Origin of the sequence: Eubacterium sp. AB3007 (genome assembly GCF_000688015.1) — a bacterium.
Classification (GTDB): Bacteria; Bacillota; Clostridia; order Peptostreptococcales; family Anaerovoracaceae; genus Aminicella.
The window spans coordinates 1,464,211-1,482,018 of record NZ_JIAD01000001.1 but is presented as its reverse complement, the minus strand read 5'-3'; the positions used below and the strand labels follow the sequence as shown (position 1 = coordinate 1,482,018).

Below are 17,808 nucleotides of genomic sequence, written 5' to 3'. Positions count from 1 at the left end.
ATGAATCTGATTGTTATTGCCATCGCGGTGGTAGGAGCGGTAGGACTGATCGCAGCCTGCATCCTGAGCTACGCTTCCAAACTGTTCTTTGTCCCCGTGGATGAGAAATTTGTGAAACTCCGTGCGGAAATGCCGGGCGCCAACTGCGGCGGCTGCGGATTCGCCGGATGTGACGACTATGCCAATGCGCTGGTAGCGGACGAGGATCTGTCCTGCAGCAAGTGCCCGGTGGGCGGAGCCGATCTGGCAGAGAAGCTGGCAGAGATCATGGGCAAGTCCGCTGATGCGGGCGAGAAGCAGATCGCAGTGGTCCAGTGCAACGGCACCAAGGACGCAGTGAAGGCGTTGCTGACCTACAAGGACATCCCCACCTGTAAGGCGGCCAAATCCCTGTTCGGCGGCATGAATGCCTGCCCCTTCGGCTGCATGGGCCTGGGGGACTGCGTGGCGGCATGTGACTTCGATGCTATCGAGGTGAAGGACGGTGTAGCTACCGTCAACAAAGACAAGTGCGTGGCCTGCGGTGCTTGTGCTACTGCATGCCCCAACAGCCTGATCCGCATCTCCCCGGCAAAGAACGTGGTCATCGTTCGCTGCCACAACACCGAGAAGGGCGCCCAGGCACGGAAAGAGTGCGACAACGCCTGCATCGGCTGCATGAAGTGCGTCAAGGTATGTAAGTTCGATGCCATCAAGGTGGAGAACAACCTGGCCTACATCGATCCGGACAAGTGCAAGAACTGCGGCCTCTGCGCCAAGGAATGCCCGACAGGTGCGATCCACAACGAGAGACCGAAGAAGAAAAAGCCGGTGGATGCTGCCAAGGTAGCGGCTGCCAAGAAGGCGGCTGCCGAGAAGAAAGCCAAGGCCGAGGCTGCCAAGAAGGAAGCCGAAGCTGCTGAGGCAAAGGACGCCGAAAAGGCTGAGAAGCCGGCTGAGGCGGATACAAAGCCAGAAGCCAAGGAAGAGAAGGCGGAATAGTAGAACACTTTCCTACACATAAACCGAATAAGATAAAAGGGGATGTCCCAAAAGACGGTATCATACCGTTTAAGGGACATCCCCTTTTTTCTTATTTCCAATGCCTTATTCAGCCGGTAATATGTTCTGCCTGGGATGACTCCCAACCTGTCCTGTTCCGCAAAGCGAAGAAAAAAACCATATCGCGGAACAGATTTCCGCAAAACAGAATTCTTTCCACTAGAGCGGAAGAAATCCTCTGTCCTGTTCCGCAAATCGAAGAAAAATCCCGAATCGCGGAACAGATTCCCGCAAAACAGGGTTTTTTCCACTAGATATGAATCTATGAGTATTACGGTTCGGGATTGTCTCAGTCTGCCCTCTCTCGCATCGGCGAGAGTGGTGGCGGGCTATCAGGGTCTGGACAGTGTGGTGAAAGCGATATCGGTCATCGAGTTCGACGATTACGAGGATGACTTCTTTGTGCCTGACGAGATCGTCATCACATCCTTCTATGCGGCGAAGAATGACGTAGAGGAACAGTGCCGCATTCTTGAACACTCCAAAGCTAGCGGAGATGTGGCGGTGATCCTCTTCTATTCGGATGTGGTCATGGGAGGGATCGACTCTCGCCTGCTGGACACGGCAAACCGGCTGGGCATACCGCTGATCGTGCTCCCGGAGGACAATCTCGCGCTGAAGTACAGTGACGTAATCGCAGAGGTGATGGAGGCGGTGGTGCTGGACAAGCAGGCGAACGAACAGATAGATGACAGCGTCACACTGGCAAAGCGCATCTATCCGCAGGAAACGACGTTCAATTTCTGGCAGCTCTCGCTTGCGGAAGAGTGCCGGGACCTGTTGCTCTCCCGAGATCCCTCTGCGCTGAAGGCCTACCAGTCTCTGATCGAACCACTGAAGTCGAGCGATGGCCTGCTGGACACCCTGGCGGTCTATCTCATCGATGCGGATTCGCAGCTGGCCAGGGCGGCGGAACTCACCTTCCTCCACCGTAACACGGTAATTTATCGCCTCAACAAAGCAAAAGAACTGCTGGGCAGCGATTTCACCCGCATGCCTTTCAAGGCAAAGCTGTATTTCGCATTGGCGCTTGCGCGGGTGATGGAAGATCTGTACCAGAATTAACGAAAAGAGGGGCTGCTGCCCTCAGCGTCCTTTAACGCTTTGTGCAACAGCCACCTCCACTCAAAAAGACTGCATTTTGCTAGTTCCCACTCACCTCCAGCAATTTCTTCTGAATCCGGGCATTCACCTCGATATAGTAGGCAAGGTCCGCCTCGGATAGTTCGTCCTGGTCAATGGATTCCAGATCGTTCATGACCTTCTGGTATTCGTTCATGTAATCGGTATAGTCGCTGAGCATTCCAAGCGCGTCCCCGGATTCCTGATATTTCTTCATGAACTTTACATACTTGTTGAAAAACTTCTCGTATCCATCCATGGTCTTCTTGAAATCTTTGGATACCTCAGGCTTCTTTTCGGCCTTGGCGGATTGGGCGATCTTGTCGAAGTCGTTCATGTAGTCATATTGTGAATCAACAGACTGTCCGAGCAGGAGTCCTGAAAGCTTGTGCTGCTCTTCGTTGAAGAATAGGTAGCACTTTATTTCCATTTCTTTTTCATCCGCTTTGCCGTTGTAGGAGACGCTGATCGCGGGCATTCCGTTGATCGTCATATCAAGATCTGTCTCCTTGTCGGCAGAATCGGTCGCCTCCTTAGTCAGCGATGCTACAAAGCTTTCCCGGTAGTCCTTATCGAAATCCGTGTTCTCATCCAGATCTGCATCACTGATCATTAACACGACGGGAGCCTCTCCCGTTTCCGCATAGTAATACTGCTTGTCATTGGTGGAATTGTCCTTGCTGTACACAAAGTAATCCGGCAGGCTATAGGTCACTCCGTTAACCGTGACCTCCTGTTTGGTGGCTTTGTCAAAGCCGTCCTTGGATTCTTTCGCCGGGGCTTTGTCCTCGCCGCCGCCGCTCCCGCCGCCGCAGGCACAAAGCGCTGTTACCAGCGCTACGACCAGTGTTGCCAGTAGCGCGATCTTCCATTTTCTGTTCTTACTCATACGACACCTCGATTCTGATTATTGGTTTTGACGAGTTCAGCCTGTAGGTCTCCTGGTTGACGGAGAGCAGCCAATCCAGGCTGACGGAGAATTCCCGGGCGATGACCAGCAGGTTCTCCGTCTCCGGAATGCCGGCGCCTGCTTCCCATTTGGCAACGGCGCTGCGAGAGACATCCAGCCGCTCGGCGAACTGCTCCTGGGAGAGCTCCTCCCGCAGGCGGAGTTCCTTCAGTTTTTCTCCAAATGACATAGGCCTTACCACCTTTCCGTTTGATGTTGTTTTCATTGTAGTACGCTCCTTTCGGTTCCGCCATCATCTGCGCGTAACATTGTGTTACGGTGCGTGACGGCTGTTTGTTATAGACGGAGCGAAGTTCCTGACGTGCTCGCACGCCGAGGACGAAGCGAACGTCTGCAACGAGCGCATCGCTTACTTCTCCGCTCGTTATAGGAGCTGTAATTTTTGGAGGGGGGCACAAAGACTGGTATCCATTCGGCTGATTGCCAAAGAAACTGTTCCCATTATCGAATATTCCGTATACCTGGATACAGAAAACTGGAATTAGGCGGGTTTTCGTATCCGCTGTCTATATTTGGTGGCCCTTGGAAACAAAATGCGCCTGTAAAGGTCTCGTGGATACGAAAAACGCCATTTTTTTGGATTTCGGTTTCCAAGGCCCTGTCAGAATTGCATTTGGAAATCGAACGATTCTGTAATCGCCACTTTGGCAACCGTATATGTAATATCCACAGAGGGTGAGGCAAAGGCAGAGATGGAAAATGTGAAGAACACATTTAGAAGTGTGGATCAATGAATTGAGATTGGGATTATGGCAAAATCGTCTATGCTTATGGCAGTGCCATAAGTATAAGAAGAAATGCCATAAGAAAACGAGCAAAACTCACGATTTCTTATGGCATAAACGGCTATTGTTATGGCATTGCCATAAGCATATGCATTTCTGCCATAAGGAGGCTCGCCTTGGCGGCTCCGACAGGAAGAGCGGACTGTTGTATGACCGTACAACACCGGAGGGTGTATCTTTGGAACTGCGGATAATGAAAAGAAGATGTAGAAGAACTATAATTTAGGTACCAGAAGAGAAAAGGAGGTACCAAAATGAAGTTCAGAAGCATTTTCCAGAGCAAAGATGTAAAGAAAGTCTGCAAAAGCGCATTCAACATCATGGGTGTGAGTGGACTGCCAAGGGATCTGGCCAGGGAGGTAGCCTCCGGCTACGTCAGGAGCATGGTCAGAAACAGTGACACTCCATACGTCAGCACAATTATGGAGAAAGAGATGGACCGTATCCAGGCAGAGAAGGATCTGGCAGTGGTGAACCAGATGTTCTGATCTCCATTCAACAAGCCCATAATAAGCATGTGATGGCGACCTCTCATCGTCACAGAATTCAAGATAAAAGTGCCAGAGGAGATGAACTCTTCTGGCACTTTTTTGTTACACCAAATCAGGGCGGCAGTCTTTATAGCGGCTTGCAGGCCTCGGCCAGCCAGGCAGCGGTATCGTCCGATACCAGCGGGCTGAGGGTCTGGAGCACCTCTGCGTGGTAGGCGTCGATCCAGCGTCTCTCCTCTTCGGTGAGCATCTCCACCACGATCGCTTCCCTCTCATAGGGGCAGTAGGTGATGTTCTCATGGGCCAACTGGCCGTCCTCCCGTTCGTAGCAGAGCATTTCGTTCTCGATCCGGACGCCGAACTCGCCGGCGATGTAGACCCCCGGCTCGTCTGTGGTGACCATTCGGGGCATGATAGCATGTTCCCCGGCCCGGAAACTGATGTTGTTGGGGTCTTCATGGACGCTGAGCACATGACCGACACCGTGGCCGGTGCCGTGGTTGTAGTCCAGACCGTGCTCCCGAAGCGGCCCCCGGGTCAGGGCGTCCAGCTCGATGCCCTTGGTGCCCGGAGCGAATACCGTTGTCATGAGGCGGATGTGCGCCTGAAGCACCAGTGTATAGTATTCCTTCTCCTTATCTGTGAGGGGACCCATGGCGATGGTTCGGGTGATGTCCGTGGTGCCCTTCAGGTACTGGGCGCCGCTGTCCACCAGCAGGAAACCTTCCGGGAGCACGGGAGCATCCGACTCAGGGGTGGGTTCGTAGTGAACGATGGCTCCGTGAGGGCCATAGGCAGAGATGGTCGGGAAGCTGATGTCCAGAAATCCCGGCTGGGCCTGGCGGCACTTCAGCAGGAAGTCTGCCGCATCGATCTCCGTGAAAGACTCCCCGGCCTTCGATTTTAGCCAGCGGATGAACTCGGCCATCGCTACGCCATCCCGCACGTGAGCCTCCCGGGTGCAGGCCAGCTCTTCGTCGTTTTTCAGCGCTTTTGGCAGACAAAGCGGAGAAGGAGCATCCAGTATCTTTACGCCGGCAGGCACGCTCCCATAGAAGGTGCTCCCGGTAGTATCGCCGTCCATCCAGACCGTGCTCCCTTCCGGCAGCTTCGTCAGCGCCTGAGTGATCTCGTCGTATCCCCGGCACTGGAAGCCCTTTGCCTTCGGCGCCTGGTTGACGACAGTGGCGCCGGCAAGCGCGGCGGCAGATCCGGGTGTAGCCGCCGCGCCGCCTTCGGTCAGGGGCTGCAGGGTGAATACCTGGACGCTGTCCATGCCGATGATGGTATAGGCAAAGAACACCGGGGTGCAGTCCACATCGCTGCCCCGCTTGTTCAGCAGCCAGGCGGTTTCCATCAGATCGGAGACGAATACGTAGTCCGCGCCGCCTTGCTTCATGACGCGGCGGATCTCCTCCAGCTTGTCTTCCGTGCTGCGGCCGGTGGTGAAAGCGGGCAGGTCATAGATGTCGCCCGCAGCCAGGGGCGGGCGCGACACCCACGCTGCGCCCGCCAGGTCCAGATCCTGGCGGATGTCCAGGTTCAGACTGGCGTACTCTTCTGCCTCCCGTGCCGTGATCAGGCGTCCGTCAAAGCCCAGGGTAAGGCGGACGTCAGTGCTTTGTGCCTGGAGGAATTCGGTCAGGGTGGGGACGCCTTCCTCGCCGGACTTCATCAGCTCGATGCCGCTGCCGGCCAGCTGCTCCGCCCCCTGCAGGAAGAACCGGCCGTCGGTCCACAGCCAGGCGTTCTCCGCGCCCACCAGCAGGGTGCCGGCGTCGCCGGTGAAGCCGGAGTAATACTCCCGGCACTTGAAGTAGTCGTTGACGTATTCTGAATGATGATAATCCTCGCTTGGGATCAGGTACAGGTCGATGCCTTCCTCGGCCATCAGTGCCCTCAGGGCGGTCAGTTGTTCTCTCATGGTTCCTCTCCGTTTCTTGTCTGGGTGATCCGGCGCGCCGGGCGACGGATCGTCCTTCTGCTATTTCAGTTTCTCTTCCCACTCCGGTTCCTTGAATCCGGTGAGCACAAAATCGTCGCCCACCAGAAGCGGGCGTTTCACCAGCATGCCGTCGGTGGCCAGGAGCGCGTACTGCTGGTCCTCGGTCATGCCGGGCAGTTTCTTTGCAAGCTCCAGGGAGCGATACTGCATGCCGCTGGTATTGAAGAAGCGCTTAAGCGGCAGCCCGCTCCTGGCGTGGTAGCGGCGCAGATCCTCCTCAGTGGGGTTGTTTTCCTTGATGTCGATCACGGTGTGTTCGATCCCGTTCTCCTCCAGCCACTTCAGGGCCTTCTTGCAGGTGGAGCAACGGCTGTAACAATAGACTTTGAGCATGGGTTCTCCTTTCAATTAAATAGCTGCTTCGGCAGACTCCTGTCGATGATATAGGCCACGATGCCCATCAGGATCCCCGCGGCCAGACCGGTGAACAAAAGCACCGGGAAGTAGGCGAACATGCGGATGTTCTCCACGATGACAGCGGCCACCACCACCTGGCCGAAGTTGTGGGCCACGCCGCCGGCCATGCTGACCCCAACCATGGAGAATAGGCCGGTGCGCTTCAGCGCCCACATGACTGCCAGGCTGATGAGGCCCCCGGCCAGGGAGTACAGCATGGCGAACAGACCGCTGAAGAGCAGTCCGGACAGGCAGATGCGGATCAGGTTGATGGTCAGGGCGTAGCGGGCGTCCATCTCATATAGGGCGATGAGGATCACCAGGTTGGCCAGGCCCAGCTTGACCCCGGGAATCCCTACACTGTACGGAATCAGCACCTCTACATAGGTGAAGATCAGGGCCAGGCAGGCGAACATGGCGCTCATGGTGAGGCGGCGGGTCCGCGTGGTGCGGGAGGTGCGGGTCTTGCCGGAAGCTCGAGCTTTTCGGCTTGTCTGGAGCGTCCCGGCGCGAGGTTTGTCGTCTGTGCGTCTCGCCTCGCGGGCGTTGTCAGTTGGAGATGGCATCGTACTCACCCCCTCCCCTGATCTCGATCACCACCCGGTTGGGCAGGCAGACGATGGACTGGCTGGTACGGCGGATGCTGCCGGTCTCCACACAGTTCTGGTTGCGGCAGTCCGAGTGGGTCATTTGCACCGCCCCATCTTTTATGGTAAACTTGTTGGTGTGACCGTGCTGCCGGATGGTGACGGTCTGATCCTTGGAAAGGCTGTACGTCCCGTAGGGCTTGCCGTTCACGGAGACCAATACCCTGGTGCCGGTGACGCTTCCCGCCACGGACAGCCAGGACAGCCCCAACCCGATGACCAGCAGGCACACGAACAGAACGATATCGGCTTTTCTTATTATTTTACGCAATAGAGGTTCCTATTCTATGAAAAAAATAACAACGATCATGGCGGCCATACTGTTGGCTACCGTTCTCATTATACCACAGACCGCCTGCAGTGCAAACGCAGAACCCGTCAGCAAAGAGAGTTTCTACTTCGACACCACCTGCCAGATCAGCGTCTTCGACATGGACGGCATGAGTGAGGAGGCGGCAGGAAAGGTCATTGACGGCGCCTTTGGGGAGTGCCGGAAGTACGAGGACTTGCTGAGCAAGACGGTGGAGGGTTCTGACATCTGGAACATCAACCACGCCGGAGGCAAGGCGGTCAAGTGCGATCCGCTGACCATCCAGGTGATCCGCAAGGGGTTGGAATTCTGTCGGAAGACCGACGGGCGGTTCGATATCACCATCGGCAAGGTGGATGCGCTGTGGAATTACCACGATCCTGGCGCGACGCCTCCCGGGCACAAAGCTTTGTCCGAGGCCCTAAAACACGTGGATTATCGCCTAATTACGATCGATAGAAATACCGTGAAGATGAAGGATCCTGAGGCGGAGATGGACCTGGGCGCCATCGCCAAGGGGTTCATCGCTGACGGGCTGGCGGACTACCTCCGAGAGCAGGGGGTCACCAGCGCCATCATCAGCCTGGGCGGCAACATCGAGTGCATAGGGGACAAAGCAGGATCGGATTTCAACATCGGTATCGAGAAGCCTTACTCGGACCAGAGCCAGATCGTGGGGGCCACGCCGCTGGCGGACGGCACCATCGTCACCTCCGGCACCTACGAGCGGTTCCTGGAGTACGAGGGCAAGAAATACCACCATATCCTGGATACCACCACGGGTTACCCGGTGGATACGGACGTAGTGGGGGTGAGCATCAAGGGACCCGCCGGCCACTCGGTGGACTGTGACGGCCTGTCTACCACCTGCCTGATCCTGGGGCTTTCGGAAGGAAAGGCGCTGATCGAGTCCATGGACGGGTACGAGGCGCTCTTTATCCTGGAAGGCGACAAGATCGTGAAGACCGACGGGTTTTCGTTTGAGGAGGAGTAGTATGAGTAAAAATCGATTCGATTGTTCATAGTGAATAAAAAAGAAGAGAAATAGAAAGGCTGCTCGCCTATCAGGGCAAAGAACCTCGAAACTCATTGCAAACAATGGGCTTCGGGGTTTTTTCGTGTTCGGATTAATTTCCTGTAACGAATCCCATCTTGTGACCGTAAAAAGACCTAAAAATATACACTTTAAATTATATTATGGTATAATAAAGAGGAGTTTGATGTATATCTACGTCACATTCCTTTCATATGAGAATTAAAGGAATTGGAAAGGACAATATATTAATGAGCAGAAAAAAGAAAAAGGAAGGATCACTGAAAATTCCGAAGGTGCTTCCGACGAAGGTGGTCAACACAGCCATCATCAATCACATGATCAGAGAAGGGAGAACGGCGAAACGGACACTTGACAGAAACAGCAAGGAGGCCGTTCGCATTTCCAATGATCTTCTGATGAAACTCCTGAATGACAACAAGGACACGGAATACGGGAGGAAATATGATTTCGCGAACATACACAGCATCGAGGAATATCAGGACAAAGTCCCGCTTTGTGACTACGACACACTGGAGCCGTATATAAAGCGAATGGTGGAAAATGATGAAGAGAATCTCCTCAGCTGCGAAAGACCAGTTCACTATGCCTTAAGCTCTGGGAGTGTCGGTGTGCCGAAGCACATTCCGGTATCAGCTGCGGAGCTTGCCAAATACAGAAGGTATGGAACAAGCATGTGTTTTGGGGTGGTGGATGAGTACTATCGGAATACCACAGGCAAGTCTTTTAAGAAAGGATTTGTCGCCGACTGTCTGGAACTCAAGTTTCAGGAAACGGCACACGGGATCCCAAAGGGCGCCATCTCTGGGAATATTCTGAAACAGGTAAAGGACACAACACAGTACTTCGTATCACCTCCGTGGGATGTCCTGAACCCAAAGGCAGAGATGGATCTGAAGTATCTGAGAGCCAGATACGTATTGGAGAGAAGGAATATCGTATTCCTGAACTCTGCCTTCATGACGGCGCTGGTGGATCTGTTGGAGTATTCCAGGTCCAACTGGGAGATGCTTTGTAACGACATTGCATGTGGAACCATCGACAGTAGCATTGAGATCCCGGACGATTGGAGAGAGAAATTCGAATCGCAGCTCAAACCGAACCCGGAAAGAGCGAAGGAACTGGCCGCTGCCTTTAAGAAAGGACCGAATGGCATGGCGTTGCGGATCTGGCCGGATCTTCAGTTCGTTGCCAGCATCGGAACAGGTGGGTTCTTCACTTATTCAAAAAAGATGCATACATTTACAGGAAAGAACATTCCTTTCAACCACCTTGGCTACGCTGCTTCTGAGGGATTCTTCGCAACGTCCAGGCATGTGGGGGACTCTTCCTTTGTCCTCGTCCCGGACGGGGGTTTCTATGAGTTTATTCCGGCAAAGTCGGAGGATGACAGTGTCCGGCCGCTTACCATCGATCAACTTGAGGAGGGAGAGCTCTATGAACTGGTGCTGACGAATCTGTCCGGGTTTTACCGTTACCGCATAAAGGATGTCATCCGGGTAACAGGCTTTTACAATGAGGCTCCAATGCTCGAGTTTGTCTTCAGGAAGAGCCAGCTCCTTTCCATTGCAGGGGAAAAGACAAATGAAGAGGCAATAAGATGGTCTATTGAACAGTTTATGAAGGACGCAAGTCTCGATGTAACTGATTACAGTGTATACGCGGATACCGACGAGGAACCCGGGCATTATACATTTTTCATAGAGCCTGACAGGGTCATCAGGAAGGAGGAACTGCCTGAAATGAGAGATAAGCTTGAGGCGAGGGTTATGCAGGCAAATCCATCCTATGGAGAGAAGATCAGAACAGGGGTGCTTGCTCCTTGCGAGATCATTCCAGTGCAACAGCAGACCTACCAACTCTACCGTGAAATGATGATCATGAAGGGGGTTTCTCCAAACCAGTTAAAGCCCGTACGCGTCATCGATACGCCGATCAAGTACCGGTTCTTTAATGGTCTCAGGGAAAGATACGAATAGATCAAGAGAGATGCTGTGAAGGAGGAAAAGAGAATATGAAAGTTTGGTTTATCACAGGTGCGATCGTTCAGGGAGATTCTATTGAAAGGGCACTGGAAAGCGGGCGCGAGCTCCTCAGGAAATATAACATCGAGGCCGAGCATTTCAGGAGAAATGACATTGATTACACGGTCTCATCAGACGGTGAGCCGTCGCTTTACGCGAAAGGAGAGAGAGTATCACCTCCTGACAGATTTATCTTTTACGGCGCATTCGATGCGGTGATGGAGGGGATCGAGGAAGCCTTGGTTGCCATGGGAAGCGTGTCGGTCAATCCCATCGAATCAAAGAGGATTGCCGGAAACAAATTAAAAACAGCACATTTTCTGTCCAGAGAGAAGATCCCCCAGGCGAAGGTGATGCCGGTATTCCGCTCAACGCCAGTGGACATCATAGAAACAGAAGTAGGAATCCCCTGCGTTGTGAAGCCGGCCGTCGGATTTGGCGGCAAGGGGGTTGAGCTGATCCAAAGCCGAGTGGAGGCGCAGGCGTTCCTTGACGAGCTTCCTGAGATAATGTCAGATGGAGTGATGATAGCGCAGCCCTACATAGAGAGTTCCAAGGGGAGAGATCTCAGGGTTCTGATGGTAGGCAAAAAGCCCTATGCCGCCTTTGTAAGACAGGCAGGGGATCCTGAGGAGTTCCGTTCGAATATTCATCAGGGAGGACACTACGAAGATTTCAAACTCACTGACGAAGTGATCTCTCTATGTGAAAGGACGGCAAAAGCAATCGATCTGAATCTGTGCGGTCTGGATCTTCTCTTCGGGGAAGATGGCTTCATCGTTGGTGAGGTGAATGACAGTCCGGGACTTGAGACACTGATTAAAAAGGTGGGATTCGAAAGATTCCTGAAAGCGCTGCTGAGTGCCTGAGAATTATTGATATGAGAGGAGAATATCTTTGTTTGTACTATTTGGAAGATATCTGAAAAACTACTGGAAGCAGATGTTTTTGGTATTCATATTTGTCCTTGGGCAGGCCTATACCCAAACCAGCCTTCCTGATTATTTCAATCGTATCCTCAAGAAAGGCATCGCGAATGCAGATATGGATTATGTCTGGCAAATGGGGATCCAGATGCTCATCATGACGTTCACCATGGGTGTCCTCATGGTTCTTGCCGGAAGGTTCTCTGCCTATGTGACCGCCAGTTTTACCACGAGGATACGGGCGGACCTGTTTGCTAAGGTGCAGACTTTTTCGGATCTCGATTATCAGCGGTTCAACCGGGAGACGCTGCTCACCCGGGCGACCAGCGATACGACACAGATGCAGATGGTTGTGATCAATATGCTGCGGAACGCCCTTCTGGTTCCTTTTGTGGCCGTTTTTACATTTGTTCGATGCATATTTCTCAACGCGTCCCTTTCGCTGATCATCGCCGGGACCTTCATTCTATGTGCTTTCATAGTGATACGGCGAAATAGAAAGAGCATGCCGAAGTTCGCGTCATTGCAGGCGAAGACCGATCGGGGAAGTGTGCTCATGAATGAGAAACTGACCGGCATGCGCACCATTCGCGCCTTTGGTATGAAGGACTACGAAGTCGAGAAGCTGTCAAAGGCAAATGAGGACATACGAGATCAGGCCATTGATGCGGGGGTGTACATCGCGCTTTTGGTTCCGTTGGTCCATGTCATCATGAACCTCACGATTGCATTGATTCTGTTTGTCGGTACATGGGAGATGCGGGAGACGATCGTAAGTCTCGCAGATCTTCTGACGTATATCCAGTACAGCACCATGCTCGCAGGCGGGTTTGCCACGGTGATGGCCATTGTCAACGCGCTTCCAAAATGCGAAGTTTCGGCCAAGAGAATCATAGAGGTCCTGGATTATGAGGCGGAGAGTTATTCGACGGACGAATATAGCCGGGCGAAGGGAAGCGTCGGAGACAGTCACGTATCCGGTTCGGCAGAAGGGCAGATCCGTTTCGAAAACGTCAGTTTCGGATACAACGGTGCCCATGATATGGTTCTTGATAATATAAACATAACCTTCCCGGCGGGGAAGACCACCGCGATCGTAGGTGCGACGGGAAGCGGCAAAACAACGCTCCTGAAGTTGCTGCTGCGGTTCTTCGACACCAGGTATTTCGGTTCTGTGTTCATCGATGGAACCGATACCCGTGATATGCCGGTGAAGGAGCTCAGGAATATGATCTCCTATGCACCGCAGAAGGCGCACCTTTTTGCCGGCACGATCGAGAGCAATCTGAGGGTTGCCAGTCCTGACGCGACGGACGAGGAGATCAGAAAAGCCTGTGACATGGCAATGGTCACAGAATTTATGGATAAAGGCAATGAGGGGCCGTCCAAGGCAGTCACGCAGGGAGGCGCCAATCTCTCCGGAGGGCAGAGACAGCGAGTGTCCATTGCGAGAGCCTTTGTGAAAAAAGCTCCTGTTTATCTTCTGGATGACACATTTTCCGCACTCGATTTCAAGACGGATGCTGCGGTGAGAGCAGCAATGAGAGAAGAGCTGGCGGGTAAAACCATCATAATCGTCGCCCAGCGTATCAATACGATCATGAACGCGGATCAGATCGTCGTCATGGATCAGGGGAGGATCACCGCCTGCGGGACCCATGAAGAACTTCTGGAAACGAGTGATATCTACCGGGAAATCTTCCGCACGCAGACATCCGATGAAGGAGAGGAGGCGCAGGCATGAAAAAAGAAAAAAAGAAAGGCGGTCGAGGATCCTTCATGCGGCTCATGAGATACATGGCAGGAAGCCGCCGTCTTGTGGTGCTGGTCGTCTTTATGCTGATCTTCAGTACAGTGTTTGACATATTTGCCCCGAAGGTTATCGAGAGCATCACGGACAGTTTGGCGCCTTTGGAGGGGAGTTTCTTTTCCATGTATGAGATACTTCCCCGCCTTGGCGTTCTCGTAGGAATGTACATTCTGAGCGGCATCTGTCTGTACCTCTCCAGACGCAGCCTCGTGAAGATCGCGGAGAATACTGCTTTCAGCCTCAGGCAGAAGCTCCAGAAAAAACTGCAGGTACTACCGCTGTCCTTCCTGGACTCACAGAAGAGGGGGGATGTGCTGGCAAGGCTCACCAGCGATATGGTAACACTGACGAATGTGATTCAGACCAATCTGTCGACCCTGTTCACAAAAGTACTTACCATCGTGGGAATACTGGTAATGATGCTGCTGACCAATGTCTGGCTTGCGCTGATCTTTTTCGTAATGATCCCATTAAGTTACACTGCGATCCGCATCATTACAGGTGCTACGAGAAAACTATTCAAAAGCCAACAGGAAGCAGTGGGAGAATTGAACGGCCACATCGAGGAGATGATTTCCGGCCATGATGTCATGAGGGCATTCAACTACGAAGAGACAGCCTATGACACCATGGAGACGATCAACAAGAAATTCTTCCGGACATATTTGTCATCGAGAACCTGGTCGGGGCTGATCACTCCGGTGACGACACTTCTCAACAATCTGGTGTACATCGCGGTGTGCGTGCTCGGCGGGCTGTTGAGCATTAAGGGCGTGGTCACACTGGGGGCGCTGACCGCTTTTCTGATCTACGCCTACAATATTTCCAGCCCGATCAATACTTTTTCGACAATGCTCAATCAGGTGCAGGCGGGGCTGGCTGCAGCGGACCGGATTTTCAAACTCATCGATGAGGAAAACGAGTCTGAGGACAACGAGGAACCGCAGGAGATCTCTGGGGTTGCCGATGGAGCGGTGGCCTTTGAGCATGTCAGTTTCGGTTACGTTCCGGACAAGATTCTCATGAAGGATGTCAGTTTCAGGGCGGAGCCGGGACAAGTGTTCGCCATTGTCGGTCCATCCGGAGCAGGCAAGACGACACTGGTGAACTTGCTGATGCGGTTTTATGAAATCAACGGAGGTAACATCACTCTGGACGGCCTGGATACGGCAAAAATGACCCGGGCCGGACTACGAAGCCATATGGGAATGGTGCTCCAGGACACCTGGCTGTTCTCAGGGACGGTTCATGAGAATATCGCCTATGGCAGGCCGGAAGCGACCAGGGAGGAGGTCATCGAAGCAGCGAAGAAGGCACAATGCCACAGTTTCATCCAGAAACTTCCTCAGGGCTATGACACTGAGATCAATGATGAGACGGGAGCTCTGAGCGTCGGCGAAAAACAGCTCCTGTCTATAGCAAGGGTTGTTCTTGCCGATCCGGAGATCCTGATACTCGATGAGGCGACCTCCAATATCGACACGAGGACAGAGGTGATGATCACAGCGGCCATGAATGACATGATGAAGGGGCATACGACCTTCATGATTGCCCACAGGCTTTTTACCATCAAAAATGCGGATTGCATCATCTTCATGGTAGACGGAGATATAAAAGAAGTTGGAACCCATGAACAACTGATGGCCCGGAAGGGCTACTATGCGGAACTGTACAATAGCTCATACGCATAAGAAAGGAGCAATATGAAAGGTTGGTTTTTGACAGCAGGGAAATTTGAAGCTGCGACAGAGAGACTTCTCAGCAATGTAAATGTAGGTGATCATACCATAGAGATCATTGACTGCGGGAAAGCTGCGTACGAAATCGACAACGGACTTCCCTCCAGGATTTGGGTCAACGGGAAGGAAGAGACTCCTCCTGACTTTTTCTACATTGCTGATTCCGACGGCGAAAACGGAGTGGTATTTCCTTTTGCGCGGCAACTGGAACAGTTGGGATCGTTCAACTATAATCCCATAGAGGCAAAAAAAGCGGCTATGAGCAAGATCGAGACGTATCAGATCCTTGCCAAGGAAGGCATTCCAGTCGTAAAGACCCTTGTTTTCAGGGAGAGTATGAGCAAGGATCTCATTCTCTCGGAGATCGGTCTTCCGCTGATCATGAAGCCGGATGATGGATTCGGAGGGATCGGCGTCGAGTTGATAAAAACGGAAGAAGAACTGGAGAAGACGATGGAGAAATTGGCCGGCTCCCAGTCCAGAATGCTGATCCAGAAATATGTGGCCTCCTCAAAAGGCAGGGATGTGAGAGTCCTGACGATCGGTTTTGAAGCCGTGTTTGCCGCACAGCGGAAGGCATCCGATCCCAATGAATTCCGATCCAATCTGCATGTTGGCGGCACCACTGAGGAGTATCCGCTGACAGAGGAAATGAAAGAACTTTGCCACAAGGTTTCGAAGGCGATTGGCCTGCGTATGGCAGGGATCGATCTTCTCTTCGGAGAAAACGGCTTTGTAGTAGGAGAGGTGAATTCCTCTGCAGGGTTCGATTCCTGGCTTGGAAAAAAAGATCTTGTATCGGTCTTTCTGAAGGATCTGAAGAGACAGATGATGAAGCGGCCGCTTGCCCACTGGAGGACACTACAACTGAAGGAGGCGGCAAAGCGTACGCAGCTGCCAAAGCTCCTCATGGGTCTTGACGACTACGGATTCCTGAAAGCGACAGAAGCGCTTTTCGCCGACTGCAAAGGCACCCAGGAGCTTGTCCTCTTCGAGATCCTGAACGCCTGCAAGGACACAGAATTCGGTAAAGAACATGGCTTTGGAGAGATCCAGTCTCTGGAGGACTTCAGAGAAAAGGTAAAACTTTCGGACTGGGCTGATTATGCCACCTATTCCGAAAGGCTTCAGGCCGGTGAGAGTGATCTTCTGTTCCCCGGAAAAGCGAACTTTTTTTACCGTACTTCCGGAACCACTGCAAGCTACAAATTCATTCCGGAAAGCGAACGGGAAGCAGCAGCGAGACAAGTTATCTCAAGAGCCAGAATCACGGAGATTTTCATGATGACCTCTCCTGAGGTGGCGACCAGAGTATTCGCGTTTTTCAATAAGCCGTCTCTTGACGTGACCAGCGGCGGAATCCCATGCGGTACCGCGTCCGGCAGATCATCAGAGCTTGCAAACCCGGAGCTAGTCAAACATCTAACCTATGTGCCGCAGGTGGTCAATGAGTTTGAAGGCGATGAACTTCTGTATGTTATGCTTCGCTGCTCCCTCGTCTATAATGACGTGACCGCTCTGCTTGGAAATAACGCAAAGATGATGAAGAACCTGTGTGACTATGCGGTACTCCACGCGGAGGAACTGATCGAAGATATCCGAAACGGTGGAATCAGGTACGATATGTCCGACGGGTTGAAGGACATGTTGAAATATCAGCTTGCGCCTAATCCAGAAAGAGCAGATGAGCTGCTGAAACTGAAGGAGGAAGGGCGGTTTATCCCTCGGTACTACTGGCCGAATCTTATGGCGGCAGGTTTCTGGCTCGGAGGAAGCGTTGGCGTACATGTCTCTGAAGTACGGAAATTACTTCCCGAAAAGACCAGATACATCGATGTGGGATACGGTGCCAGCGAGACCAAGTTCAATATTCCAACGAAACCGGAGACCCCGGCGGGCGCGCTATCCTCGTTCACGTGCTTCTATGAGTTCATCCCCGAAGAGGGGGGCGAGCCACTCTTTGCCTGGGAACTGGAAGATCAGAAGAATTACGAGCTTGTACTGACTACAAACGCGGGTTTGTATCGGTATCGTCTGAAGGATCTGGTGCATGTAGACGGGTTTACCGGAAACACGCCCAACATATACTTTGTCACAAAACTGACGGATGTAGCAAATCTGGCGCAGGAGAAGATCCCGGGGTCCATGCTTGCGGAAGCGATCTCGGAAATATGCGAAGAAGAGGGCGTGGGCTGTCAGATCGCTCAGGTGTATCCGGATCCGGAGAAGATGAGTTATGTGATCTGCCTTGAGCCCGACAAAGCACCTGCCGATGAGAAAGCTTTTGCCGATGCGTTGGATAAGGGTCTGTGTGAAAAACTCGTTCAGTATGCCACCTACAGAAAGAAACTCCTTAACGCATGCGGCCTAAGGCTCATGGAAGAGGGCTGGGGGGCGCAGCTCATGAAAAAATACGCCAAGGGAAACGCAACAGTGGCGCAGGTCAAGGTCCCGGTCGTTATCGACAAGCTCCCATAATGGGGCATAT

The 17,808-nt window shown here is 52.8% G+C and carries 15 protein-coding genes; 9 read left to right on the top strand and 6 right to left on the bottom strand.

The window, feature by feature from the left end; genetic code table 11:
* Together P156_RS0107035 and P156_RS0107030 are read left to right on the top strand one after the other, a co-directional pair.
* The gene (locus tag P156_RS0107035) at positions 1–981 is read left to right on the top strand and encodes an RnfABCDGE type electron transport complex subunit B (protein WP_027869514.1); all 981 of its coding nucleotides are present in this window, start codon (positions 1–3) and stop codon (positions 979–981) included.
* A 324-nt stretch (positions 982–1,305) separates the two neighbouring features.
* Positions 1,306–2,106, top strand: coding sequence for a PucR family transcriptional regulator (locus tag P156_RS0107030; protein WP_185752159.1), 801 nt, complete (start codon positions 1,306–1,308; stop codon positions 2,104–2,106).
* Positions 2,107–2,185: 79 nt separating this feature from the next.
* Here the strand turns inward: P156_RS0107030 and P156_RS0107025 are convergent, their stop codons facing one another.
* Positions 2,186–3,052, bottom strand: coding sequence for a DUF6591 domain-containing protein (locus tag P156_RS0107025; RefSeq protein WP_027869512.1), 867 nt, complete (start codon positions 3,050–3,052; stop codon positions 2,186–2,188).
* Entirely contained in the window at positions 3,045–3,302 is a 258-nt protein-coding gene (locus P156_RS11955) for a helix-turn-helix transcriptional regulator (protein WP_051600785.1), read from the bottom strand. The genes P156_RS0107025 and P156_RS11955 overlap by 8 nt, the downstream gene beginning before the upstream one ends.
* An 870-nt stretch (positions 3,303–4,172) precedes the next feature.
* Here P156_RS11955 and P156_RS0107015 point away from each other — a divergent pair.
* On the top strand, positions 4,173–4,406 hold the full coding sequence (locus tag P156_RS0107015; RefSeq protein ID WP_027869511.1) for a hypothetical protein: 234 nt from the start codon (positions 4,173–4,175) through the stop codon (positions 4,404–4,406).
* A gap of 130 nt (positions 4,407–4,536) precedes the next feature.
* On the opposite strand, the gene P156_RS0107010 is transcribed toward P156_RS0107015, so the two are convergent.
* Genes P156_RS0107010 through P156_RS0106995 form a run of 4 tightly spaced genes read right to left on the bottom strand, consistent with a single transcriptional unit; the run spans position 4,537 to position 7,728 of the window.
* Entirely contained in the window at positions 4,537–6,333 is a 1,797-nt protein-coding gene (locus P156_RS0107010) for an aminopeptidase P family protein (protein ID WP_027869510.1), read from the bottom strand.
* Positions 6,334–6,393: 60 nt separating this feature from the next.
* A complete protein-coding gene (locus P156_RS0107005) occupies positions 6,394–6,747 on the bottom strand; it encodes an arsenate reductase family protein (RefSeq protein WP_027869509.1) in 354 nt (117 codons plus the stop codon).
* A gap of 11 nt (positions 6,748–6,758) precedes the next feature.
* Positions 6,759–7,376 carry a Gx transporter family protein gene (locus P156_RS11950; RefSeq protein WP_242838705.1) on the bottom strand — a complete coding sequence of 206 codons (618 nt, stop codon included), beginning with the start codon at positions 7,374–7,376 and terminating at the stop codon, positions 6,759–6,761.
* Positions 7,360–7,728, bottom strand: coding sequence for a NusG domain II-containing protein (locus P156_RS0106995; protein ID WP_081818573.1), 369 nt, complete (start codon positions 7,726–7,728; stop codon positions 7,360–7,362). Before P156_RS0106995 ends, P156_RS11950 begins: the two co-directional genes overlap by 17 nt.
* Before the next feature lie 16 nt (positions 7,729–7,744).
* Between P156_RS0106995 and P156_RS0106990 the strand changes: the two genes are divergently transcribed.
* From P156_RS0106990 to P156_RS0106965, 6 genes are all read left to right on the top strand, one after another.
* Positions 7,745–8,761: an FAD:protein FMN transferase gene (locus tag P156_RS0106990; protein ID WP_034802353.1), complete on the top strand. Its 1,017-nt coding sequence runs from the start codon at positions 7,745–7,747 to the stop codon at positions 8,759–8,761.
* 290 nt (positions 8,762–9,051) lie between these two features.
* Positions 9,052–10,800 (top strand): GH3 auxin-responsive promoter family protein, encoded by a 1,749-nt coding sequence (locus P156_RS0106985; protein ID WP_027869506.1) that lies wholly within the window; start codon positions 9,052–9,054, stop codon positions 10,798–10,800.
* Positions 10,801–10,835: 35 nt separating this feature from the next.
* Complete coding sequence (locus P156_RS12845) at positions 10,836–11,714, top strand: RimK family alpha-L-glutamate ligase (protein WP_051600779.1); 879 nt, start codon at positions 10,836–10,838, stop codon at positions 11,712–11,714.
* A gap of 28 nt (positions 11,715–11,742) precedes the next feature.
* Positions 11,743–13,515 carry an ABC transporter ATP-binding protein gene (locus P156_RS0106975; protein WP_027869505.1) on the top strand — a complete coding sequence of 591 codons (1,773 nt, stop codon included), beginning with the start codon at positions 11,743–11,745 and terminating at the stop codon, positions 13,513–13,515.
* On the top strand, positions 13,512–15,272 hold the full coding sequence (locus P156_RS0106970; protein ID WP_027869504.1) for an ABC transporter ATP-binding protein: 1,761 nt from the start codon (positions 13,512–13,514) through the stop codon (positions 15,270–15,272). The genes P156_RS0106975 and P156_RS0106970 overlap by 4 nt, the downstream gene beginning before the upstream one ends.
* A 12-nt stretch (positions 15,273–15,284) precedes the next feature.
* A complete protein-coding gene (locus tag P156_RS0106965; protein ID WP_027869503.1) occupies positions 15,285–17,798 on the top strand; it encodes a RimK family alpha-L-glutamate ligase in 2,514 nt (837 codons plus the stop codon).
* Positions 17,799–17,808 lie beyond the last annotated feature (10 nt).